At 44.6% G+C, this 23726-nt stretch carries 16 protein-coding genes; 6 read left to right on the top strand and 10 right to left on the bottom strand.

Features of this window, described 5'->3' with window-relative positions; all coding sequences use genetic code 11:
* The first annotated feature begins 39 nt into the window (after positions 1 to 39).
* From rfbC to AAFP14_RS16530, 4 genes are all read left to right on the top strand, one after another.
* Positions 40 to 585 carry a dTDP-4-dehydrorhamnose 3,5-epimerase gene (gene rfbC / locus AAFP14_RS16545; RefSeq protein ID WP_341733340.1) on the top strand — a complete coding sequence of 182 codons (546 nt, stop codon included), beginning with the start codon at positions 40 to 42 and terminating at the stop codon, positions 583 to 585.
* A 3-nt stretch (positions 586 to 588) separates the two neighbouring features.
* Positions 589 to 1461: a dTDP-4-dehydrorhamnose reductase gene (rfbD, locus tag AAFP14_RS16540; RefSeq protein WP_341733339.1), complete on the top strand. Its 873-nt coding sequence runs from the start codon at positions 589 to 591 to the stop codon at positions 1459 to 1461.
* A 412-nt stretch (positions 1462 to 1873) separates the two neighbouring features.
* Positions 1874 to 3622, top strand: a complete 1749-nt coding sequence (locus AAFP14_RS16535) for a hypothetical protein (RefSeq protein ID WP_341733338.1) — start codon at positions 1874 to 1876, stop codon at positions 3620 to 3622.
* A gap of 74 nt (positions 3623 to 3696) precedes the next feature.
* Positions 3697 to 4671, top strand: a complete 975-nt coding sequence (locus tag AAFP14_RS16530) for a glycosyltransferase family 2 protein (protein WP_341733337.1) — start codon at positions 3697 to 3699, stop codon at positions 4669 to 4671.
* A 523-nt stretch (positions 4672 to 5194) separates the two neighbouring features.
* Here AAFP14_RS16530 and AAFP14_RS16525 read toward each other — a convergent pair.
* The 6 genes from AAFP14_RS16525 to AAFP14_RS16500 all read right to left on the bottom strand — a co-directional run bounded on the left by AAFP14_RS16525 (position 5195) and on the right by AAFP14_RS16500 (position 13645).
* Positions 5195 to 7039 (bottom strand): DUF6798 domain-containing protein, encoded by a 1845-nt coding sequence (locus tag AAFP14_RS16525; protein WP_341733336.1) that lies wholly within the window; start codon positions 7037 to 7039, stop codon positions 5195 to 5197.
* A gap of 7 nt (positions 7040 to 7046) precedes the next feature.
* Entirely contained in the window at positions 7047 to 9197 is a 2151-nt protein-coding gene (locus AAFP14_RS16520; RefSeq protein ID WP_341733335.1) for a hypothetical protein, read from the bottom strand.
* 84 nt (positions 9198 to 9281) lie between these two features.
* Entirely contained in the window at positions 9282 to 10217 is a 936-nt protein-coding gene (locus tag AAFP14_RS16515) for an SGNH/GDSL hydrolase family protein (protein WP_341733334.1), read from the bottom strand.
* Positions 10218 to 10488: 271 nt separating this feature from the next.
* Entirely contained in the window at positions 10489 to 11583 is a 1095-nt protein-coding gene (locus AAFP14_RS16510; protein ID WP_341733333.1) for a Get3/ArsA fold putative tail anchor-mediating ATPase NosAFP, read from the bottom strand.
* A gap of 633 nt (positions 11584 to 12216) precedes the next feature.
* A complete protein-coding gene (petP, locus tag AAFP14_RS16505; RefSeq protein WP_341733332.1) occupies positions 12217 to 12417 on the bottom strand; it encodes a cytochrome b6f subunit PetP in 201 nt (66 codons plus the stop codon).
* 187 nt (positions 12418 to 12604) lie between these two features.
* Positions 12605 to 13645: a glutaminase gene (locus AAFP14_RS16500; RefSeq protein WP_341733331.1), complete on the bottom strand. Its 1041-nt coding sequence runs from the start codon at positions 13643 to 13645 to the stop codon at positions 12605 to 12607.
* A 129-nt stretch (positions 13646 to 13774) separates the two neighbouring features.
* Here AAFP14_RS16500 and AAFP14_RS16495 point away from each other — a divergent pair, with 129 nt between their 5' ends.
* The gene (locus AAFP14_RS16495; protein WP_341733330.1) at positions 13775 to 14284 is read left to right on the top strand and encodes a hypothetical protein; all 510 of its coding nucleotides are present in this window, start codon (positions 13775 to 13777) and stop codon (positions 14282 to 14284) included.
* 36 nt (positions 14285 to 14320) lie between these two features.
* On the opposite strand, the gene AAFP14_RS16490 is transcribed toward AAFP14_RS16495, so the two are convergent.
* Both AAFP14_RS16490 and pap read right to left on the bottom strand, forming a co-directional pair.
* Positions 14321 to 15313 (bottom strand): YdcF family protein, encoded by a 993-nt coding sequence (locus AAFP14_RS16490; protein ID WP_341733329.1) that lies wholly within the window; start codon positions 15311 to 15313, stop codon positions 14321 to 14323.
* Positions 15314 to 15479: 166 nt separating this feature from the next.
* Positions 15480 to 16967 (bottom strand): polyphosphate:AMP phosphotransferase, encoded by a 1488-nt coding sequence (gene pap, locus AAFP14_RS16485; RefSeq protein ID WP_341733328.1) that lies wholly within the window; start codon positions 16965 to 16967, stop codon positions 15480 to 15482.
* Positions 16968 to 17485: 518 nt separating this feature from the next.
* Here pap and AAFP14_RS16480 point away from each other — a divergent pair.
* The gene (locus AAFP14_RS16480) at positions 17486 to 18445 is read left to right on the top strand and encodes a GNAT family N-acetyltransferase (RefSeq protein ID WP_341733327.1); all 960 of its coding nucleotides are present in this window, start codon (positions 17486 to 17488) and stop codon (positions 18443 to 18445) included.
* A gap of 170 nt (positions 18446 to 18615) precedes the next feature.
* Here the strand turns inward: AAFP14_RS16480 and AAFP14_RS16475 are convergent, their stop codons facing one another.
* The gene (locus AAFP14_RS16475) at positions 18616 to 20124 is read right to left on the bottom strand and encodes a hypothetical protein (protein WP_341733326.1); all 1509 of its coding nucleotides are present in this window, start codon (positions 20122 to 20124) and stop codon (positions 18616 to 18618) included.
* Between the two features lie 5 nt (positions 20125 to 20129).
* Complete coding sequence (locus AAFP14_RS16470; protein ID WP_341733325.1) at positions 20130 to 23549, bottom strand: CHAT domain-containing tetratricopeptide repeat protein; 3420 nt, start codon at positions 23547 to 23549, stop codon at positions 20130 to 20132.
* Positions 23550 to 23726 lie beyond the last annotated feature (177 nt).

Genomic DNA, 23726 nt, shown 5'->3' with positions numbered 1-23726 from the left:
TATTCAGTAAGTATGACTTTATCACTATCCCAGGCAACTATGAACGTTATATCTACCGAAATACCGGAAGTTTTGATAATTGAGCCGAAAATTTTCGGAGACGAGCGCGGTTTCTTTTTTGAGAGTTTTAATCACAAAGCTTTTGGAGAAAAAACTGGTGTGACGGCAGATTTTGTTCAAGACAATCATTCCAAATCCTCGAAAAATGTATTGCGCGGATTGCACTACCAAATGCAGCAGCCTCAAGGCAAATTACTGCGGGTAGTGAGTGGTGAAATATTTGATGTCGCTGTGGATATTAGAAAAAGCTCGCCGACTTTTGGACAATGGGTGGGCTGTATGCTGAGTGCTGAAAATAAACAGCAACTTTGGGTGCCGGCGGGATTTGCTCACGGTTTTTTAGTCGTTTCTGAAACTGCGGAAGTTTTGTACAAAACTACAGACTACTATGCACCAAGTCACGAGCGGTGTATCCTCTGGAATGACCCAGATTTGGCGATAGATTGGCCGCTGGATGGTGCCAAACCAATTTTATCAGCTAAAGACCAAGCCGGACAAACCTTGAAAAGAGCTCAAGTATTTTAGATAATGAAAATCTTACTGACAGGTGGTAGCGGACAACTCGCTCAAGAATTGCACCCAATTTTATTATCTTCGGGAGAGGTAATTGCAGTCGATCGCGCTCGTCTCGACTTATCCCAACCCGAAACTATTCGTCAAGCAATAGGTGAAATTCAACCGCATTTAGTTGTCAATGCGGGTGCTTACACTGCTGTAGACAAAGCAGAAACCGAACCAGAATTAGCACAGGCTGTCAACGGCATTGCTCCTGGCATTATTGCCGAAGAATGCGAAAAACTGGGAGCAACATTGATTCATATTTCCACGGATTATGTATTTGATGGCAGCCAGGGTTATGCTTATCGAGAAACAGATTCTACCAATCCCCTGGGAAGTTACGGCAAGTCAAAATTAGCTGGTGAAGAAGCAATTAGACAAGCGGGAAATCGGCACATTATTATTAGAACAGCCTGGGTTTATGGCAACGGTGGCAAAGGTAATTTTGTCAAAACAATGCTGAGGCTGGGAAAAGACAGGGAAGAAATTCGGGTAGTCGCCGATCAGATCGGAAGTCCTACTTGGACAGGAGATTTAGCTGCGGCAATTTCCCAGATAATTCCTCAGATTAAACCCGAAATTTTCGGAACTTACCAATATACAAACAGCGGAGTTTGTAGTTGGTATGATTTGGCGATCGCCATTTTTGAAGAAGCAGAAAAACTGGGCTTTCCCCTAAAAGTTCAGCGGGTAATTCCGATTACAACAGCGGAATATCCAACACCTGCAAAACGTCCGGCTTTTTCTGTGCTTTCACCTGTAAAAATATCAGGAATTCTCGGCACACATCCTCCCTATTGGCGGGAATCCCTCCGGCAAATGCTGGCAAGAGAAGTCAAATAAACATTGAGGGGGCGAGTGTGGTAGGGTTAGTGGATGGTGCGTGCCATAGGTGTCAACTTAACGTCAAACCCTGTCACAGACTGCTGTTTGACTATTAACCCTAGATCCCCCCTAGCCGAGAGGGCGGGCACGGGGGCACCGCCCCTACAGAAGGGGGGGGACAAGAGTCCGATCAAAGTCCCCCTTCCTCCCTTGGGGGGGGCTAGGGGGGGGGTGGGGATTTAGGGGGATCTAGACTTGGCATAAAACCCTGATTTCTCAAGGATTTCAGCCTTAAGTTGACACCTATGGGTGCGTGCCTACCCCCTGCCTCCACCCACCAGCCGACAACAGGGCAACCACGGGGGGATTGCCCCTAGAGAGAATGAAATAGTCAAGCCCTAAGTCAACACCATTTGTGTTTCAAAATCCGATGAAATTCCAGCCACAATATGTTTTAATTGGTGCATCAGTTCTAGGGATTATCATACCAGCTTCCTATATTTTGTACCTGATATCGCAAGCGGGAGATTTATCTAATTTTGACTATTGGTGGATGACATGGAATTTCTACTCAGTCGATGGTTTTGCCACTAATCCTTTGAATTGGATCTTTCGCGCCAACGAGCATTTTGTCTTGATTCCGGCAATTATCTATGCCTTGAATATAGTTATTACCCAAGGTTCAAATATCGGTTTGTGTGTATTTGCCTGGTTTTTGGCTTTGATCCAGTGCCACGTATTAATCGCTTTGCTACCTTTAAAAATTAGCCGTTTTCCGGTGCAATTTATCTTTATTATAGTTGCTATTTCTATTTTTAATTTTACTCCCGCAGCCGCTCATAATTGGATGCGTGGATTTAGTGGTGTACATTGGATAATAGCTAATTTATTTGTAATTTGTGCGATATTTTGTTTGCAATCCTATGCGAAAAATTTGCCCGTAACTGCGCTGCCGCTGCCCTACTTCTCCCCTTTACAAAATAAGTGGGTAATTGGTAGCATTATTTTTGGTATTTTAGGTTGTATTAGTTACAGCACTCCTTTAGGGTTGTGGCCAATATTGTGTGCTGCTGCTATGGTGTTGCGCTTTCCTAGACAAGTTATTTATTTGTATTTTGGTGTTTCTATTGCGGTGATTGGGACTTATTTTTTGACTTATAAGACCCCCGCTCATCACCCTTCTTTAACCAAAATAAACCCGCTGAAATTTATTGAATATATTCCTACTTATTTAGGCGGAATTTTTAGCGAAAATATTGCGATTGCCTCACTTATTGGCATCATTGGTTTGATAGCTGTAACGAGTTTTGTTGGTTATTGGTTGTTTGGCAAAAAGAGCGATCGCACCGAGTGGCTACCTTGGCTATCTATCCAGATTTACACATTGCAAACAGCGTTAATGGCCGCCGTTAGTCGATCGGGATTTGGAGTCGAACAAGCCACCGCTTCCCGCTACGCCACACTGCCGGCCCTGTTTTGGATGAGCACCATCGTCCTCACGGTATTGTGGGTAAAGCAATTAGAACTAACTCCCAGAATCCAAACACGTTGGCTGACATCGCTGTTAGGAATCACCACAATAGCGATCGTATTAATGTACAGCGTGGGAGGAGACATAGCAAGTGCGATCGCCCAGAGAGCAACCTATCAACCCCTAGTCGCATTATCATTACAATTAGGCATCACCGATGTCACATTAATTAAACAAAAAGTAGGCAACAGACCAGCCGCTTTCATCGGCTTAATCGATGCCTTAAAAACTCATAATTTAGTGCCATTTAACCGAGACATTAAACAACAAAACTTCTGTGCACCACTAGATACAAAAATAGATCCAAACTTACTATCAGCCCCCAAAGACGGAGTACCAGGATACTTTGATATAATCACCAAACTCGCACCCAGTGCCGGCAGAGTAATTGGCTGGATAGGAGACCCAGAAAACAATGTAAAATGTATAGCCATCCTCAACCAAGAAAATGTGGTTCGAGGTTTCGCCATGTCAGGATTTCCCCGCCCCGATTTAGTTAATTTATTTGGCCCATCCTACGCATCCGCAGCTTGGAGAGGCTACATTCAGACATCACCAACCGACAAATTCTTAACAGCCTACGCATCATTCAAAAACCGCCAAGGCTGGGTAGCCCTACGAAATTCACAAACCATCAATAAAAATTAAAAACTCACCCAAAAAAACCATCTCAAATCTCCCTCCCAAAAACCCCTCTCTGCGCCCTCTGCGGTAAAAAAAATATGCAAAAACACCTCAGTTTCGTCATCCCCGTTCACAACGAAGAAGCAACCCTAAAATTGCTGTTTGAAAAAATCCAAATTGTGATGACTCAAACCCGAATAGACAATTACGAAGTAATTTTCATAGACGACGGTAGTCGCGACTATTCTTGGCGAGAAATCATTGATTTAGCCAGGAATAATCCCAAACTAATTAAAGCCATTAAACTGCGTCGTAACTTTGGCAAATCAGCCGCCCTTGCCGCCGGATTTCGCAATTCATCAGGCAGAATAATCTTTACTCTGGATGCAGATCTTCAGGACGATCCGGCGGAAATACCTAGATTTTTAGACCATTTAGAATTGGGATTTGATTTAGTTTCGGGTTGGCGAAAACAGCGGAACGATCCTATTTCTAAAACTTTACCTTCCAAATTGTTTAATACGGTGGCGTGTTGGGTAACTGGCGTACAAATGCACGATATGAATTGCGGCTTTAAAGCTTATCGCCAGGAAGTCTTAGCATCTATTAAATTGTACGGAGAATTACACCGCTACATTCCGGCTTTAGCCAACAATTTGGGTTTTAAAATTGGGGAAGTGGTTGTCGAACACCATTCCCGCAAACATGGAAAATCTAATTATGGCTGGGAACGTTATGCACGAGGTTTTTTGGACTTGTTGACGGTATTGGCGACGACGCATTATTTACAGAAACCGGGTCATTTGTTTGGGGGTTTAGGGTTATTTTTTGGCTTGATTGGGACTGTTTCACTGAGTTATTTGATTGTGATTTGGTTTTTGAATTTGGGAGGGATGAATTTTGGTCCGATCGGGAATCGACCTTTGTTATTTTTTGGAATTTTGTGTACAATCCTGTCGGTACAGTTAATTTCCTTGGGGATTTTGGCCGAGTTGATGGCGCGAAATGTGGATGCTGATTATGTAGATAAGCAGATTTGTGAAATTATTGATGATTCTAATATTGATATTTGAAGGAAGAAGGAAGAAGGAAGAAGTCATATCAATTCCGGTAACACCGGAATGATATAGAGGACACGGCAGTGCCGTTTCCCTACAAGATTATTTTGGGTAGGGACACGGTACTACCCATTGGTGTCAACTTAAGGTAAAAGTTATAGTCCGACAGGGGTTGAAACCCCTGTCTCATAGCGCAAGTCCTCTCAAAGAGGACTGAAGAATTAGTTGAGTTGATAGGTATTGGTTTGGGGCAAATCTTCAGTCAGTTTCAACTGACTTTGGCTATGAGACAGGGGTTTTAACCCCTGTCGGAGTCGCGGGATGACTAACAGACACGGGGCGGGCTGACAGCTTAAGTTGACACCTATGGGTACTACCGTGTCCTAATTTCGGCTAATAATTCCGATGCAACCGGAAACGATATCACCCCTCCATTACTTCCCCCCAAGGGGGGGGCAGGGGGGGGTAGCCCGATTCCCGATTCCCCATTACTTCCCCCCTTGGGGGGCAGGGGGGTAGCCCGATTCCCGATTCCCCATTACCTAATTTTATAAAGTATCCATTTGCCTTGTTTATCTGTGATTTCCCCTTGAATATTGGGATGCCAGTCACTACGAGTTAGGATATAATCGGCGCGGTATTTTCTAGCAACTTCGACTAAATCGCTGCTATTGCGCCGACTAAATAAGTCATTTCCCCCCCAAATCATTTGCGGATTCAAGGGGACTCCTAACACGCTTTCCATGCGATTTTGCCATTCTTTGATACCTGTTTCTGTCAAGGGAAAGTTCTTGAAATTGACTACAACTGCCCTTTGTGAAAAGGATTGAAAACTGGTGACAGAGGGTGGAATCAATACCAGTGCATCTTGACTGCTAGTTTTGGAGAAGCGTAGGGCTAATTGGTTTAAGTCGTCTTGGGGAATGGCATTGATATTAATTCTAGTTTGAAATATATCTAACAGGGGTTTGGGGATAATTCCGGCTATTCCTAAAACTAAAGTGCTGGTAGTTAGCAAAGCTAATAGATAAGTGGCTGCTTGTTTTATGGCTGTCGAAATTGAGATTTTTTCTAAAATGAAGGGAAACGCTAGAATTAAAAATAACCCAGGTATGCTAATTATCCTTTCTATTATTTCTCCTGAATTACTCAGTGGATAGATCAAGCTTAAAATCAAGGTGACTGTGGTAAAAATCCAGGGCAAAATAGTGTAGGGTTTAGCAATGGTATATTTGGAGTTTTGGAATATTAATAAAAATATGAATAATGCTAGAAATAAAATGCCTCGGTTGGGTAAAGTGAAGATAATTAACAGCAAAATAATCATCGATATTTGTTGTTTTTGGTAAAGTCTCTCGACTAGCAAACTCACAGCAATGAATATCATTATTTGAGCAAAAGGTACTGTTCTCGCTAACTGGAGTTTTGCAATCAAAGCCAGCGGGTAAACTTCCACAAATAGGTAATTTAACAGTAAGGCAAAAATTGATGTAGCAATGACTATAGAAAAGTTAATTTTGTCGGTTTTTTCCAGGGTATTTGTATTTTTGATGCAAAGCAAACCGCCAATAGTTAAACAGATAAAGTTTAACCAATTGTTGCCCACATTCCAATTGGAGGGGAGGATGTGGTGAGGATTGCGAATTTTTGCGTGAATGTAGACAAAATCGGCATTATTCATAGTATGAGTGCCGGTAGTGCCTGTTAGCAACATCGGTAAATAAACGATACTTGCCATTGTGCCTAAAAGTGCGATCGCCAAAATTAGATTTTTGAATTTTCGCTGTTTTACAGATTCCAGAATCAGCACAGGCATCATCATTAACCCCGGCAACAAACCCACTAAAAATTGCAACAAACAAGCTAGTCCAAAACAAAAATATCCTGTCAGCCATTTCTGACGCAAACTAAAGTAAATTCCCCAGATTGCGAAACCCATTGCAAAGGTACTGGGTACGGATTTGGTAGAAAATATCAGCGTGTTCCCAACATCTGTAAATGAGGATGCTAAACATAAAAAAGTCAGGGCTGCTGCGGGCAGTTTTGCCTTAGTATATATGTTGATAATTGCGTGACAAGCTAGGACAAATGAACCAAACGCTAGAAATTGATAAATAAAATGCACTAAGGGAATACTTAACCCTAGACTTGCCAAGAAATAAATGATATGATAATAGTAGTATCTGGGATTAAATTTAACCATTTCCTGAACATGATAGTCATTTTTATAGAGTTCAGGATTTAGGAGATGTTGGATTTGTGGCAATTCGGGAAAGTTGCCTCCTAGGGGAAATTGATAGCCTGTTGCTATCAACGCACCGATGATGACAAAGGTATAGAGGGATAAGTTAAAATACCAGTTGGATTTTTGAGATTTCTGCATTGACGGTTCAACTTTTTTGAGTTGATATGGCTAAATTGTTAATTTCCAGTTGACATTGGTTGGTTAAGTCTTGTTTATTGGTACTGAATACCTCAAGGAGTAAATAATTGGGATTTTTTCCTTCAACTAATAGATTTAATTTGGGTAAAGCAGTTGAATTATAAACTGTTTCACTGGAGTTGATTAATTTACCTTGATTGTTCCACAAAGTCAACCGCAGGGAAACTCCCTGACATTGTTTGTTAGGTAAATTAAGTTGGCCTAGGATTGTATTTTTTGCGGAAAGGGAACCTAAATATAAAAATGATGTATCAATTTGCTGGGAATTTTTAATGGGATGAGTTACAATATGATATAAGTTATGAGCTTCTTTGGTAACAGAATAATTAGGGCTGGTATAAACAGACTGATTTAAGCTGATCCAATCTAATTGAGTGCCTGGTTTTTCGCCTATTTGCTGCTGCATAGCGTGAAGGGTTTTGATGGCTGTCGCGATCGCACTTGGGCGCATTCTCCGGTAAACTCTGACTATGACACCATTTTCTAGCTGAAACTGTTCGGGTAAAAGCTCAAAATCACGGGAAATTTCCCAATTTTGAGTAAAAGCATCATAGACAACTTTAACAACATCTTGTTCCCCTGGGCGCAAAACCTGTTCATCACTCAGCAACACCTGCTGAAAAGGCGTAGCAACCACCACATATTGCGACATCAACAACTCCGGTAGTGGGTAAGTATCGCGAGAGTCAATTAATGGCCTACCAAGAGTGTTTAATTTCCACCAACCCTCCGGCGGGTTCAATTTACGGTTAGCTTGTTTAAGAATATTAGCATTAAAACTATTAGAAGCACCAGCAATATAAATTGGTTCCTGATTGGGCGCAATTTTTCTCAGAAACTCAACTAACTTTACCACTTCGCCATAATCCGATCGCACTAAAGGCCGAAAACTAGCCACAAACAGCGCAGAAAAATCAAACTTCAGCGGAATCAACCCCAAAACTGCATTCACAGTCAGATACAAACCAGCTACACCCAGCATCAAATATCGAACTTTGCCTTGGAGTGTCAGCCAACTTGTCCAGAAAAATGCCGATAACCCTAAAAGTGCGATCGGTGTAACATGAATTGTATAGTGCAAATAGCCATAACGCAAGACCAACAGCCATGCAATCAGTGACAAAACCCCAAATATCCCAACAAAAACCACAGCCTCACCAACCAGAATCCCCCTCATCATTCCCGCCGAAAAACCAATCACAACCAACAGCCAAGTTCCCAAACCGTAAAAAGAAGCATAACGAGTTAAAATATCAGGAACCGACAAACTCCAAGCCAAATATAAATTGCGGTAATCAACCGTCAGAGCACTGCGAGTAAAATCTCCAGCCACCAGCATTAAAACAGCCAAGCTAGTTGCCGCAATCAAACCCAACTTAACCCCAGAAATTAACAACAAAAATATAGCTTGACTTGGCCTAGTTCTATAGGTTAAAATAAAGTCGATTAAATACTGAAGTATAGCAGCCCCAAAAAAGGCGATCGCACTATAAGCAAAATGTCGCCGAAACAAAATCGCCATAGCCAGCGAACCGCCAATCAACAGAATTTGCCACCAATATTTTAGCTTAACATCATGCAGATAAACTAAAGTTGCCAAAGCTAAAAAAACACAACCACCAGTATCCAGATATCCGCGTAAAGTCGGAATCCAACTCATCGGAATCAGCAAACTAATCGCTACAGTTGACCAAAACACCAGGCGCGGCTCGAAAAGAATTAGCTTAGCACAAATCCCCCCCAACAACAAACGAAACGGCAACACATAAATCAGAGATACACTAAGAATATAACTCAACCTAGAATCACCAAACAATAGCAAAAACGGCACTAAAGGCAACGAAATCAAAAGATTCTTCTCCTTAGCCAGCGATTCTATAACTGCACGTAATGCCTGATCTGGCGATTCCCGAAAAGACTTAACAAGTTCGACTGTAGCATTATTATAACCAGCATAATCCCACCAATAAAAAGTACGTTCGCTAGAAACATAAATTGACGTTACTACAACCGTCACCCCCACAAGTAACAACAGGAAAAACCCATCACCCACAGACTTGCGACTCCACTTAAAAAAAACCCAATCAAATAACCTCATAAACCTAGCCACCCCAAATAAACAACACCCAAACCTCCTCTTCCCTCTTCCTTCGTACCCTTAGCGCCTTCGCGGTTCGTTAACTTAATTTAAAAAATTAGCTTGTAAAAAACCTTCCAACTTTTCTGCATATTGCCGATTAGCGATCGCACTTGGATGCAAATCATGAGGTAAATTATTATTAGCCGGTATTTTCAAATCAACAGAAATATCCACAGTCGCAATACCCTCCCCATTCAACTCCGCCAACATTTTAGCAGAACCAGGGTTAATACCCGCAACCACCAACTTCACCCCATTCGCCTTAGCCAAACGGTTAAACTCTGCAATAATTGCCTTAGAAACCTCATGGCTTCTATAAAATTCCTCCTCAAATAGATTGTAATTAACCTCCAGAAAATTCACTAAAGCCGACACCCGCATCAACGGCAACTCATGATACTCAAGTTGTGCCATAGTATAGGTAAAACCCTGTTGTTTATTCAACCTAGCATCAGGCTGAAACAAAACACCCAGTTTATTCCAATCAGCCAATTGCTTTCTTCTCGCCCTCGAAAAAGTATTGCGTCTGTCATGAAAACCCGCATAGGCAATCACAGCAATTTTCGGTTTATTTCCTTGCTTAAGCGCTTGTTTAAACTGAATCAACGAGTGGATAGTTCCATAGCCATTAACACCAAAATTGACAACTTCATATTGTGGTAATTTCTCCTGTAGCAACCAAGCATAGGTTTCGCTGTCATTCAAGGACCAACCGTAGGTAAAAGAACAGCCAAATATCCAAACTTCTGGTTTTTTTGACGGTAATTTGTAAGTATTCAGAGGGTGCGTGATTCTTAAACTATTGTTTAAGTGAGTAGCATTAAATGAGTAATTACCGTTAAGTGTTACTTGAAACGTTCCTGGCAAATGCTTGTAGCCAAGTTCAGAATCCTTAGTAAAAAAATTACCTTTGGGTTCAACTGCAACATCAACATTTTCTGTTTGCCATGGCTTGTATCCAGCAACCCGTAAGACCATTTCTGCACTACCTACAGATATAAATAGGGGAAAAATTAGATAGGTTATTAATCGGAAAACAAAGTTTTTAGCAATATTTTTATTCATATTTTTGAACGAACCGCGAAGAAACAAAGAGCGCGAAGGAAGAGCTATATCTTTTTCTTTCCCCCCATTGGGGGAGTTTTTTTCCCCAAGGGGGAAGTTCTTCTTTACCCCTTGGGAGAAGTTCTTCTTTCCCCCCTTGGGGGGGGTAGGGGGGTTCTTCCTTCGCGGTTCAGGTAATCTACTGCTAAAAAGACACAATCAAGTAACTATTCAAGAACTTAGCCCCTGTCACAGATTTTCCAGTTAGCTGTGGAGGTAACAAAATATTGCGCCGCTGATCTCCTGCTTCGATCGTCACTTCTGGCCCCGATTGAATCAATTTAATTTCTTTCTTGTCAAATCCGGGCAAAAATAAACTAACTTGACGCTGTGCAATATTAATCTCGATCGGCTTAGGAGCACTTGTCGCCTCAGCAAAATCTGGCAAAGCGTCAATTAGCCCTTGCCAATTATGATCGCTATGGGCAGGCACCGCAACTGCTGTCAAAGGAGCAAAATCAGCCGCCAGAGTTTCTGTCACCGATGCTTGATTGACAATCACACCGCCGACAGTCAAACCAACCTGTTGAGAACTTCCCCACAGATAGCGGGCTGTGGCGATCGCACTTGCATCGCCAGTCGTCACCAAATAAGCCGCCGCGCGGTTTGGATTTGCCAAGATTTCCTTGCCTTTATCCAAAAAATTATCGACTTGTTGAGTAGACTTAGTGGCATTGTCCCCCGACATATCCACAGTCAACACCGTACTCACCACCGGTTGAATAAACGGCGACAAAGCTTTACCCAAATCGGAATCTACCAAAGCTTTACGGAATCGGCGGATGTACCAACTCAGAATTTCCGGCATTCCCAGCATCCGCAGCGTATCCATGCCGCCGGTACCGTCATAAACGATCGCATCATATTGTTTGCTATCGTCATATTCCCGAAGTTCATTCAGGGCTAAGGCGCTGTCCATTCCCGGCAACACCCCCAATTCTTGGCCATAAATCTGCTTGAAAAAGGGTGTGCGGACATATTGGGCTTCCAGTTGTTTAACCTCGTCCCATCTACGTTCCAGCAGCGGTGCGCTTTGCACCTGAACTGCTTTGAAATTCGAGCTGATTTCCTGGGGGGTGGAAGTTAGGGGAGTTCCCAGCAAAATCCCCAATCCCGGTCCTGGATCTTGACTCAGCAGCAGAACTCGCTTGCCTTGAGCCGCATATTTTTTAGCAGTTGCGATCGCGATCGTGCTGCGGCCAGTGCCGCCTTTGCCCAAAAATGTCAAAATCAAAGCCATTTTCTGTTCTCACTGCCAAAGCTTACTATTTAACATTTAACCGCAACTTTCAGATGGAGTGGGGGAGTGGAGTTCTTCTTCCTTTCCCCCATCCCCCCTTGGGAGGGCAGGGGGTTATGGGATCGGCTGTAACATTGCTCTTGTAGGGGCTGTCCCCCGTGGCTGCCCCTATGCCTGAAATGACGGCAAGTGGTCGGTGGGGGGCCCGGCGGTTTCATTCTCTTGTAGGGGCCGCCCCCCGTGGCTGCCCCAATCTCTGAAATGACCGAAAATGGTTGGTGGGGGGGTAGGCACGGGGGCACTACCCCTACAAAATCATCGTTTTCCTGAGAATGAAACAGCCCTGGATGCCCGGCGGTTTCATTCTCTTGTAGGGGCCGCCCCCCGTGGCTGCCCCAATCTCTGAAATGACCGAAAATGGTTGGTGGGGGGGGTAGGCACGCACCATCCACTACCCCAGGGCTGTAACATTGCTCTTGTAGGGGCCGCCCCCCGTGGCTGCCCCAATCTCTGAAATGACGGAAAATGGTTGGTGGGGGGGTAGGCACGGGGGCACTACCCCTACCGAGCGCTCGTTTTTTCCAGAATGAAACCGCCGTGGGGTTAGGGGGTTTTTCTTCCTTCTTCCTTCTGCTAAACCGCTTCCAGTTCGTCTTCAAAAAACCAAGTCACAAAACCGTCAAACTTGACAACCACCCCTACTCCACTGCCGTCAACCATTTTGAAACCGTCAACAGTACCCACTGGATTAGTTTTCAACTTGCTCACGATATTTGCAGGTATCCGATCTCTGAGACGGCGCACCTTAACTTTTTGTCCTACTTCTATTGCCACGCTAAAATGTTCTCCTGCTCTATATTACCTATATTCCACAGTCCATTCTACCGTTGGCCGTCTACATCTCAACAGCTCTTTTCCCTGAGTCCTCCCCGCGCAAAAATCCGGTTTCTTGCAAAAATTCTCGTTTTTCCACCAATCCTGACCCAGAAGCCTGGTTTTTGGTATCCCAGGCTCAGCCTATCTAGTCAAATACACTCAGTCCCAAAGATTTCGCGATTCGTTCCAACAGAAATAAGCCACCTACAGAATTTCCCTCTTTGTCTAGGGGCGGACTGTAACAGGCGATCGCCCCTACACCCGGAATCACCGACAATACAGCCCCGCTAACTCCCGACTTCGTAGGCAATCCTACTTGCAACGCCCAGCGCCCCGATGCTTGATATAAGCCACAAGTTGCCATCAATGCTTTGACATTTCGGCCCTGTTCTGCCATGGTGCGATCGCCCCTAGAGACCAATAGCATTCCCAGCTTAGCCAAAGCAGCCACATTTCCCGACAAACAACAGACCCGATTGTACGTTTCCAAAGCAATTTCAGCATCTTGAATCACACCGGAATTTTGCATTTCTAAGGCCAGGTTCCGATTATTTTGATTGGGATTTGCCCTCACTGAATCTAACATTAATTCATCCATAAATAACTGAATATTTGCCTTGAGATTCAGCCAAAGCAACAGGTTTTGACAGCGAAGAACCGCATTTTCACCAGGGAGCAGAGATGCCAGGGCGATCGCCCCGCTATTAATCATCGGATTTCTCGGCTTCCCCAGGTCTATTTCCAGTTGAGCCAGGGAATTAAAAGGCAGTTCCGAAGCTTCGCAGCCAACCCTCTCAAATACCACTGTTTCACCCAATTCACAAAGCAGATAAAGCAGCACAAATGGCTTGACTACGCTCATCAGCGGAAATATTTTATCGGCCTTACCAAAGCCCAAAAAATCACCATCAATTGACCTAATTTGTACTGCAAACTCACTTGGATCGGCTTCAACAAGCAGGGGTATGTACCCTGGCATTTCACCGGACAGACTGCGATTAATAGCCTCTGTTGCCCAAGCTTGCAGTTGCTCTGGTTGCAGACGAGATAGTTTATTTGTGGGTTTGGTCAAAGTATGCCTCCAGGAAGGAAGGGGGATGGGAGGAAATTCAGGAAACAGCAACAACGAAGACGACTCGTTACCAGACTGAGCCTGGTAACGCAGATCGGGAGGCTCTGCCTCCAATTTTATTCATCGACTATTAAATAAAATTTTGATAAAAATCGGTAATTTGCATAAAAACCCACCCTTGCTTCCGATACATAAATAGCAGCCTCAAGCCAAAGTTGTTACCCAATAACCACCAGCAGCAGCTTGAAACCCATTCAGGTTGTCATTTTTCAGCCTCGGCAAGGAGTAGGGGTATTTCTGGAATGGAATTTTCCGATTCGCAATTCAGAATCCTTCCCGAAAACCCCCCGAACTACTGAGAAATTACTATCCAACCGTATCTACCAAAATCAGGACACAAAAATGGCAGACGAAGCACCGAAACCAGAAGCAGCAAAACCAGCTCCCATGATATTTAAGGGTGTTTGCAACGACGGAGTTCTCAAAGGCAAAGAGATTGAAGGCAAACTAGACATCAAAGTCAACGTCGAGTCAGTCAAAGCAGTAGAAACAGCCAAGAAACCACCAGCCCCTGGATGGGAAACAAATATTTTTTGGGTCCTGTTTTTATTAGTTGCCAACTTAGCAGCCGGCGATCCGATCGGTATGAGAAAATATAGCTCCCCACAAAGGTCTCCTTCTAGTCAGATGTTAAACCAATCTGGGGAGCAGTCACTGTGGGCTAAGCACACTTCGACACTTCGACTAAGTTGAGTGTCCCCCTGCGCTCAGTGACCGTTAGATGCCATTTTAGGCGCTAGGAGCCAGCCAGCCACGCAAAAAGTAATAAAAAGACCCAAGATATTCATCGAATACTCGCGTCGTAGTTACCAAAGCTTCTGCGCTGGGCAGAAAATCAGCCGCATCTATACGCAGCCTCGACTTTCCTCCTGATGTGGGTTGAAAAGTGTAGAAATCCGTAGCTCTCGGAATCACTCGGATTCCCACATCAGCAAAAGCTAGGCTAGCACGGCGCATCTGAATCGCAGAAGTAACCAGCAGTACCTTCCGTTCCACGCCCCGACTATCTAAAATTTTTCTGACTTCTTCAGCGCTGGTGCGTATGTTCCTACCGTTCTCGTCGAGAATAATGCTACTGCGAGGAACACCCATGTTGCTTGCCAGCAAAGTTTGGATATCCTTCGCTTCGCCAGTATAATTCTCTAACTCCGGTCTAGGCCCTGCGGTAACGATGACCAAAGGTGCTAATTGCTTCCTGTAAAGCACCGCAGCATAGGGCAAGCGATTGCCTGTATCTGTCAATTGAATAGACACCCGGTTGGGGATATGTGGCTGAGTCGTGCCCTTACCCAACAGGACAATGGCCGCAGCAGTTTCGTCGCAGCAAGTTGTGTGGACAGCCGCTGCGGCTTCCCGTTCTGCTTGGTCTGCGAACCACAAAGCCACAACTGGCATACTCGAAAGAATCAAAACTAGCAGCGCAGCCAGAATCATTCTCGGTGCCGGGTTGCGGATGCCTCCGTTAGTGATCAATGCCGATGCAATCACCAGCAACGTAATCGAAAAACCTAGCGGCTTAAAGAAGAAAGCTATGAGACCAAAAATCGCTGCTCCGACGGGGGTGTCGGGGGCAAAAAAGGCCAGCAGCAAAAGGCTGATCAGCAATAAGACACGCAACCGGTCTAATAATGGATTGTCTTTGCCTCCTGACTGATCCCACCAAGATTTGATTAGTGAGAACAACAGGAATAGAAATAGAATTCGAGCTAGCAGTACAAACATCTTGCAATATTGTCTGTATTTAGTTAGTGGGTAATTGATAACTGGTAATGGTTGATTGGTAATTGGTAATGAGTCGAGCCTAGTCAGGGAGAATTGACAATTGAAGCCTTTTGCCTGCTACCTGCTATTTTTTCCCCTTACCTGTCACAAATTCACCGCTGCCAATTTATCGGCGTTTCAGTTGATTCCGAATTGCCTGCGTTACCGTTTGAATTACTTTAACACGAGCATAATACTTGTTATTCGCTGCAATTGGTGTCCAGGGAGCAGTGGGGGTACTCGTGCGCTGAATCATTTGATTCACGGCGACTTCATAAAAATTCCACTTTTGGCGATTGCGCCAATCTTCCTCAGTCAGTTTGTATTGTTTAAAGGGATTATTTTGTCGTTCTGTAAATCTTTTTAGTTGCTCGTCCGGGCTGATGTGTAACCAAAATTTAACTAAGACACAACCGTAACTGGTGAGTTGCTCCTCGAATTCGTTGATTTCTTGGTAAGCTCGACGCCATTCCGGTTCGGTGGCAAATCCTTCGACTCGCTCGACCAAAACTCTACCATACCAACTGCGATCGCAAATGCTAATTTTCCCCGCCGTTGGTAACTTCCGCCAGAATCGCCACAGATATTGGTGAGCTTTTTCTTCCTCTGTCGGTGCCGCAAAGGGATTGACTGTATAACTGCGGGGGTCTAGGACATCCGTCAACCGTTTGATTGCTCCTCCTTTGCCGGCGGCATCCCAACCTTCAAACAGCACTAACACGGGGATTTCTGCTTCGTGGATGCTTTGTTGCAGTTTGCCAAAACTGGTTTGTGCTTCCCGAAGTTGCTGTTTGTATTCTTCTGGGGACAGCGATTTAGTTAAATCTACTTGGGCGAGTAAGTCTGGTTCCGTAGGTTGTAAGTGTTCTTGATGCGGCAATTGTATCGGTGCTGATTGCATCGTTTGTCTGTCTAAGGCTTCTGTAATGGTTGAGGCCATTTGCGTTAAAACCTTGACTCTCCCCCAACGTTGACAGTCGCCTTCTACTAAGGTCCAGGGTGCTGGCCCCGTGCCGGTTTGCGCAATCATTTCTTCGGCAAAAGTTTTGTATTCTGCGTAGTTTTTGGCTTGTTTCCAGTCTTCGGGTCGCACTCGCCAAGCTTGTAGGCTGTCGTCTTCTAGTTTTTTGAGCCGATGTTTGAGCTCTTTTTTGCTCAGGTGTATCCAAAATTTGGCAATTGCTGCGCCGTCATCTACCATCTGGCGCTCGAAGGCGTTGATTTGTCTGATGACTGTGGGTACTTCAGCGTCTGATACGCGATCGAACAATCGGTCTTCTAAAACATGAGTGTACCAACTGTGATAGAAAAAACCAATCTGACCGCGGGCTGGGAGTTTCTGCCAAAACCGCCACAAAAAAGGATAGCCCAGCTCTGCTGCTGAGGGCGGCCAAATCGGGTGGACTGCAAACCCCCGCGGGTCCATATACCCTACCATTTTTTTGACTAGAGTTCCTTTGCCCGCAGCAGCCCAACCTTCGAGCACAGTGATGATGGGCAGTTTTTTTTCCCAGCAAGCCTGTTGGAGCGATCGCAACTGCTGCATTAAAACTTCTATCTTGGCATCATAGGTTTCTTTGTCCAGGCAGATATCTAGATCGAGATTGTCGAGCATATTGATTTTATACCAATCAAAATTTCTAGTTTAACGTTAGTTTAACATTAGGCTAAATTTCACCCTCGTTAATAATAGCAGGACTCCCCCGATAGGAAACTTGCCAAAAATAACCACTATGGTTATAGTTGAATTAGATAGCAAAAGTAAAAATCAACTACCCAGTGGGGGTGACAACTTCTTTACTTAGCTTAACCAAGTTTATTCAAACGATAGTTACTCCAGCACCAAGCTCGGTAACGCCAGAGAGCGCTGATTAAATCTAATACTCACATCCAAAACTAACCCAAAAGGGCCAACCTATTTTTATGATTGCGCTATGAGATAAAACCTGAAAGCCTGGGTGATATAAACAGGTTTCTGAGTTTTATCAACACCATTCTCCCAACTACTGTCATTGCTTGTAGAACAGGCATCTTACCTGTTACTGACATTTGTGAAAAATGTCCGAATTACTGTACTCATTTGTCAATAACCACTAATAGCAACATTCCGAATTTACGGATTGTAAGTTTTTTATGACTACCTTAAAAATGCGCTCCTACCGGGGCGAAACTGACTGGTGCGCGATCGCCAATTTGATCGACGCTTGCGAAGCAATCGATAAACTAGGCGAAGAAGTCTCCGCAACAGAACTAAAGCTAATCTTAGATGCACCCAAACTGGACAAAGCCCGCGATGTCCAATTGTGGGAAGATGGTAACTACAAACTTATCGGTTTAGCACTGTTAGATATGCCAGATTCCCAAAATGAAATAGAAGCTTGTCTCTGGTTTTACGTGCATCCCAATGTACGGCGTCAAGGCTTAGAAAAAGACATCATTAAATGGGGAGAAACACGCCTGGGCGAAGTAGGAAAACAACGCAACTTACCTGCAAAATTGCGTATCTACAGCCGTGAGGATCAAACCGACGAAATTATACTATTTGAAAAACAGGGCTTTGGAGTCGATCGCTATTTTTGGACCATGGCCCGATCGCTCTGCGAGCCCATTCCCACACCGGAATTCCCCGCAAACTTTGCGCTGACACACGTATCAGGCGAAAAAGACATCGAACCTTGGGTAGAGATGTTCAACCAATCATTCATCGATCACTGGAATCACCACGACTTAACCGCGGAAACCGTGCGTTACTGGATGCAAGACCCCAATTATCAGCCAGAATTGGACTTAATTGCCATTTCGGGCGATCGCAAATTTGCAGCTTTCTGCGACTGTCAAATCAAACCCCAAAAAAACCCCAATAGCAGCACAAAAAACGGCTGGATTGAATTATTAGGTACGCGGCGCGACTATCGGAAAATGGGTTTAGGAAAAGCCATGCTACTGGCTGGTTTGCATAGGTTAAAAGCCGCCGGTGCAAACACAGCCAAACTCAGCGTCGATGCTGACAGTTTGACAGGGGCGACAAAGCTTTACAAATCAGTAGGTTTCCGCCAGATGGAAACCTGGATAGAGTGGGCTAAGGTTGTTTGATAGCGCCCAGAAACCGGGTTTTTGCGACAGACTTGGTGACAACTCCCAAATTCAGCAAAAAACCCGGTTTCTTAGATTGTGGGAGAGTGCCCAGAAACCGGGTTTTGGCGACTGATTGAGTGACAACTCCCAAATTTGGAAAAAACCCGGTTTCTTTGGTTTTGATGCGCTTAATCCGAACCAGGTGGAATTGCTTCGACAGATGAGGATTTAGCCTTGAGGTGGCGCTTAGTGAAAAACCAAGCCAACCATCCCAAGCCACCACCGCACAAACAACTAACTACAACGGCGACAATGAAGGGATGAGGCGGTAACACAGGATGTTGGGGAGAGGGTAAAACCCAAGGTTTTTCGATTAAGGGATAGCCGGCGGCTAGGATTCCCGCAAAACCCACACCGACGCCGATACCGGTACCGACGGCTTGAATCGTATTTTCTAAATCCCGATCGCGCTTCTTGTCTTCTTTCTCACTATCCTGTAAAGTTTGTTGTAATTGGCGATCGGACTCAGCTTGGTCAATTTCCACCAAACCGCGAATACTAGCAATAGCTTGATCCAGCAATTGAGAACCCGGTTTAGAATAATTCAAATCAGCTTGAATTTGCAACTTAAAAGTTTCGCTTTCCCGTTCCGCAAACCGACCAAATATATCCAGTTCATCCTTGACTTGACCTTGCAAACGCTTCAATTTCAGTTGATAATTTCGGGCATGAATATTCAGAGTATTAAAACAGTCTTCAAGATTCCGCAGTTGTGAAGTATATTTCGGAACAGTTTTCAATAGTTCCTTGAGTTGAATTTTTAATGTCGCCAAATCCAAATCACCTAGCAATTTTGACTTGCTTTCAATTTCTTCTCGGATTAATTTATCGAGTTCATCCGAATATATGCGACTCTTTTGGAAAACATTCGTAATTTTATGATAGTATAAGAATAGTTCCGGCAAATCCCAATATATCTCCTTGAGTTGTTCCGAAGTCGCATCAGTAAAGTAGAACAGCACAAAATAGCGAATTTGCGATTTTTTCGGTCTGCTAAATTCCAAAATGCAACCATCTAAAAAAATATCGGCTTGATAAAAATCAGGACAAACATCACCGAATAATTGCTTGAGCAAATTTTCCCCATGAGTTTTTAAGGATTCCGGGTTAGTTGGCTGGGATTGAGACAGATAAGCCGTGATTAAGTAAGTTTCTCCGATAAAATGCGGGTCATTTTTGAGAGTCAAACATTGATTCGGATTGAATTCCCCAACTTCAGTTAATTGTACCCCATCAAAACCTTCAGCTTGCGGGCGAAAAATATTGATTAACAAAGCGAAGGTATCGCTAAGTTTCTGTGGATACACCAACAGACGATATAACGGTTTAGGCTGAATCGGATTTTGGTTTGTGTCTTTACTGGAAAGCAGCCAAAATTGTCGCGTCCCTTTGGTGCGGTTATTCAGTAATTCGTAGTTGTCTGAATTTGGCAAATCTTGCCGAACTTGTGGGAATGAATCAGGAAAATTCAGCTTGTAACTAAAGTTATCTTTTAAGATTTTCTCATATTTATGCTGAAAAGTTGTGGGAGATTCGTTAATTAGTTCTTGTGAATCTAAATATGAGCCAGATTGCAGGGTGAATGCAAACAAGCTAACATTTAAGGCATAATAAATCGGATCGGATTCGTTGGACATTGCGGTTAATCTTGTTCTGGATTACTGGGTAAATCCTGTTCTGGCTGTTCCTGATTTTCCTGAATTATTTTTTGAATTCTGTCCCGATTCCGAATAATCTCCGCCTCATTGTGCGCGGGTGCAGGGGGAATATCTATGTCGTCTTCGCCAACCATATCGCAGCGAACTTTTTGCCAATTTTCACTTTTAAATAGCTGATATATTTCGGGGTATTTTTCGCACCAATCTAGAATCTCCAAAGCAATTTTATCAAAAGGTTGACTGGGAAAATTACGCTGCAATAAAATATTAATATCATCAACTCCATCTTCTGCCATTTTCACCTCATTTGTCAACCAGGCCAAAAAGTCTTTTCGAGTAATAGTTCTCAACCAAAATTGAGCACCTTGCAAAGCTTGACCAACCGACAAATCCGGGTTCTTCAGATTTTGATAAAAACGAATCATCAGAAAAGCCGTTGAAAAATCGCTGACACGCCATAAACTACTAACTACATTACTAGCACCGGCATACAGAAAACCGCTAGCTAAACCGATATATTCATCGGTGATCAGTCTCTTTACCAATCCAGTTTCGCAGGCCGAGAGACTAACCAAGCGACACAAAGGCAAATCCAGACTAGCAAAAATTTCCTTCAGTGTCAGACATTGAATATCAGTCGGAAAACGGCGACCATCACGCAGAGTAACATAACTGCGAACCTCTGCCTCTACCTCTTGCTCCAAGGCGGGCTGGGAGGGTTCTGCCTCTACCTCTTGCTCCCCCCTTACCAAGGGGGGCTGGGGGGGATCAGAAAGAGTCTGGGGTGCTTCTGAGAGGATTTTGGTGTCACTTTCTGCCTCTACATCTTGCTCCCCCCTTACCAAGGGGGGCTGCGCGGGTTCCAATATTCCAGCGAAAACCAAACCCGAATTCAACGGATTCTCCCAGTTAAAACTTCCGTGACAAGAAAAATGGGCGTAGTGAGAAGCAGTTAATTTTTCGAGAGTGGCTGCGGAATTAAAGGCGATTTTGGTAGCTTCGCGGCGCTTCAAAATGTGGGCGTGGGGATTGAAGCGGCGGGAAATCTCTTCAACTTCAATTTCGGTGTAGTTGAGGTCTTCCGTGGGATTCTGGATGGCGAACAAGGGCAGAATGTCATTGAGGGGCGGGCGTTTTCGTTGATGCAAGCGTTCCAGAAATTGGCTGCTGGGACTGTATTGGATGCCGTTGGGATAGATGTCAAGCAAATAGCCGGTTTTGGTTTCGTTGTTTGGCAAGTTGCGGGTTGCGGGTAGGGCGTGTAGCGGTAATAAATGTAAGTCGCGGTGGGGAATTAGGATCAGTTTTTCGATGGTTGGGGAGACATCGGCGAGGATTTGGTTGAGATGCAGGGAGGCGGCTAGGGTGTCTAGACGCTGGCTGAGGGCTTGGCCCCAGGTGGGTTGGCCGTAGTCGCTGAGGTAGGTGGCGATGTCGGTGTTGAGTTGTTGATGTTGTTCGGGGGTGAAGGTGATGTGGTGGATGTGGAGGGGAACCCCCCCTAGCCCCCCCTTACCAAGGGGGGGGACTGGAAGTTCCCTGCTAACAAGGGGGGGATCTTCTTCACTCAAAGTCCCCCTTCTTAAGGGGGATTTAGGGGGATCTCCTATGGGATTGGTGACGATGAAGACGTGGAAGCCGGAGTCTGGGTTTGGGGGGAGATACCACTCGATGAGGGCGGTTTGGCTGTCGAGGAATTGGGTGAAGTCGGGTAGTTGGGGGATGACTTGTTGGGTGAGGTTGAAATCGGGGTCATTGATTTCTCTCAGCAGTTGAGTGACTTGCTGTTGCAGGGTTTTTAGTTGGGCTTCGAGGTGGGAATCGCTGGTTTGGGGCGATTTGGCTGTGGAAATATTGCTTTTTTCTTTGAGGGTGTCGGTGTTGGTTTCGGTGGTGGTTTCGGTTTCTTCTGGGGGTTGGTTGGTGTCGAGTTGTTGCTGGAGGGAAGCAATTTGGCGGCGGAGTTGGGTGAGTTGTTGTTGTTGGGCGGGGGTGCTGTTTTTGGGGTAGAGGTTGGCGTTGTCGAGGAGTTCGATGAGGGTGCGAGATTTGCTGCGTTCGACGGTGAGGAGGGCGGTTTCGTAGCGTTGGAGGTGGATGCAGGCTAGTACCATTTTCTCGTACATGGGCAAGGCTTTTTCGAGGATTTGGCGTTTGCTGCGTTGGGAAGTTGCCCATTCGCGGCTTTGTTCGGCGGCGGTGATGGCGTTTTCGTAGCCGTAAATCGCGTTTTCCCAGTCTTGGAGCTCGAAGGCAAAGTTGCCGAGGTTGCGCCCTGCTTTAATGCAGCTTAAGGGAAATGATGAGGGGGTCAAAATTTCTAATGCAGAGCAAAAATGTTGAATTGCAGCTAAGTTATCTTTTAGGTCAATGTAGGCAATTGCCAGATTATTTTGCGTCATTGCCCAATCTTGGGGAAAGGCATCGGGCTTGTAGACGGTTAATGCAGCAGTGTAATATGCGATCGCAACTTCGATATTCTCTGCTTTCTCTCCCTTGATTCTGTCACTGTAGGCATTTGCCAGATTATTTTGCGTCATCGCCCAATCTTGGGGAAAGGCATCGGGGGTGCGGACGGTTAATGCAGCAGTGTAATATGCGATCGCAACTTCGATATTCTCTGCTTTCTCTCCCTTGATTCTGTCACTGTAGGCTGTTGCCAGATTATTTTGCGTCGTTGCCCAATCTTGGGGAAAGGCATCGGGGGTGCAGACGGTTAATGCAGCAGTGTAATATGCGATCGCAACTTCGATATTCTCTGCTTTCTCTCCCTTGATTCTGTTTCTGTAGGCATTTGCCAGATTATTTTGGGTTTGAGCAAACTTTTCGCTTCCCGGTTCCCGATTATTTAAAACTATTTGATAACCAGTAATCGCAATTTCCAGATTATTCGCTCTACTTCCTAGCGGAAAGTTACTAATATCAATACTTAAATTTTCAATAATGCCGACAATAAACGCAATTGTTTCTGTATTTTCGCCGGCAATTAAATTTTGTGCTACTTGCTGTAAAGTTTCGGCAAAACGGAGATTGAGTAGATGTTGCCGTTGAGCGAGAATAGGGTAAACTACGGCAACATCGCTATTGCTATCTTGTTCTGCTTGCAATAATTGTAGGATAAAGTTTACATACTCTTGGGAATCTTCACCTTCAGAGTCATCGCTATCTCCCTCATCGTTGGTATCGAAGAATTCCCCTAGCTGACTGGCCAGATTTCGCAAGAAACTAGCTGGATTTTCCTGTCCTTGCTGTCTCAAGTTTTCTGCTATGACTTCGCAAGCTTGGAGAAATCCGCCATCTAGTAATTCTAAGTTAGCTTGTAATATCTGCGGTTCGTCTCCGTTTGGGCAATTCAGGAGAGTTTGAATTAGTTGCAGGTAGGCTTGGGCGCGGGTTTCGTCCATTGTGGGGAGTTGTGAGTGACACCGATGTTTATTTTATCATGATTCGATTGTGGGTGGGTGGCGAGAAACCGGGTTTTTTTGAGAGACTTAGTTACTGTCGGAAAAAATCGTAAAAACCCGGTTTCTGGGATGGTGCGTGGGTGGCGAGAAACCGGGTTTTTTTGAGAGACTTAGTTA

It is taken from the genome of Microcoleus sp. EPA2 (genome assembly GCA_020882975.1).
GTDB lineage: Bacteria > Cyanobacteriota > Cyanobacteriia > Cyanobacteriales > Microcoleaceae > Microcoleus.
This window is presented reverse-complemented; position numbering and strand designations above follow the sequence as displayed.

What these genes read in the sequence shown, in the direction of transcription:
- rfbC (WP_341733340.1), top strand. Translation starts at nt 40, where the DNA reads ATGAACGTTATATCTACCGAAATACCGGAAGTTTTGATAATTGAGCCG.
- rfbD (WP_341733339.1), top strand. Translation starts at nt 589, where the DNA reads ATGAAAATCTTACTGACAGGTGGTAGCGGACAACTCGCTCAAGAATTG.
- AAFP14_RS16535 (WP_341733338.1), top strand. Translation starts at nt 1,874, where the DNA reads ATGAAATTCCAGCCACAATATGTTTTAATTGGTGCATCAGTTCTAGGG.
- AAFP14_RS16530 (WP_341733337.1), top strand. Translation starts at nt 3,697, where the DNA reads ATGCAAAAACACCTCAGTTTCGTCATCCCCGTTCACAACGAAGAAGCA.
- AAFP14_RS16525 (WP_341733336.1), bottom strand. Translation starts at nt 7,039, where the DNA reads ATGCAGAAATCTCAAAAATCCAACTGGTATTTTAACTTATCCCTCTAT.
- AAFP14_RS16520 (WP_341733335.1), bottom strand. Translation starts at nt 9,197, where the DNA reads ATGAGGTTATTTGATTGGGTTTTTTTTAAGTGGAGTCGCAAGTCTGTG.
- AAFP14_RS16515 (WP_341733334.1), bottom strand. Translation starts at nt 10,217, where the DNA reads ATGGTCTTACGGGTTGCTGGATACAAGCCATGGCAAACAGAAAATGTT.
- AAFP14_RS16510 (WP_341733333.1), bottom strand. Translation starts at nt 11,583, where the DNA reads ATGGCTTTGATTTTGACATTTTTGGGCAAAGGCGGCACTGGCCGCAGC.
- AAFP14_RS16490 (WP_341733329.1), bottom strand. Translation starts at nt 15,313, where the DNA reads ATGTTTGTACTGCTAGCTCGAATTCTATTTCTATTCCTGTTGTTCTCA.
- pap (WP_341733328.1), bottom strand. Translation starts at nt 16,967, where the DNA reads ATGCTCGACAATCTCGATCTAGATATCTGCCTGGACAAAGAAACCTAT.
- AAFP14_RS16480 (WP_341733327.1), top strand. Translation starts at nt 17,486, where the DNA reads ATGACTACCTTAAAAATGCGCTCCTACCGGGGCGAAACTGACTGGTGC.
- AAFP14_RS16475 (WP_341733326.1), bottom strand. Translation starts at nt 20,124, where the DNA reads ATGTCCAACGAATCCGATCCGATTTATTATGCCTTAAATGTTAGCTTG.
- AAFP14_RS16470 (WP_341733325.1), bottom strand. Translation starts at nt 23,549, where the DNA reads ATGGACGAAACCCGCGCCCAAGCCTACCTGCAACTAATTCAAACTCTC.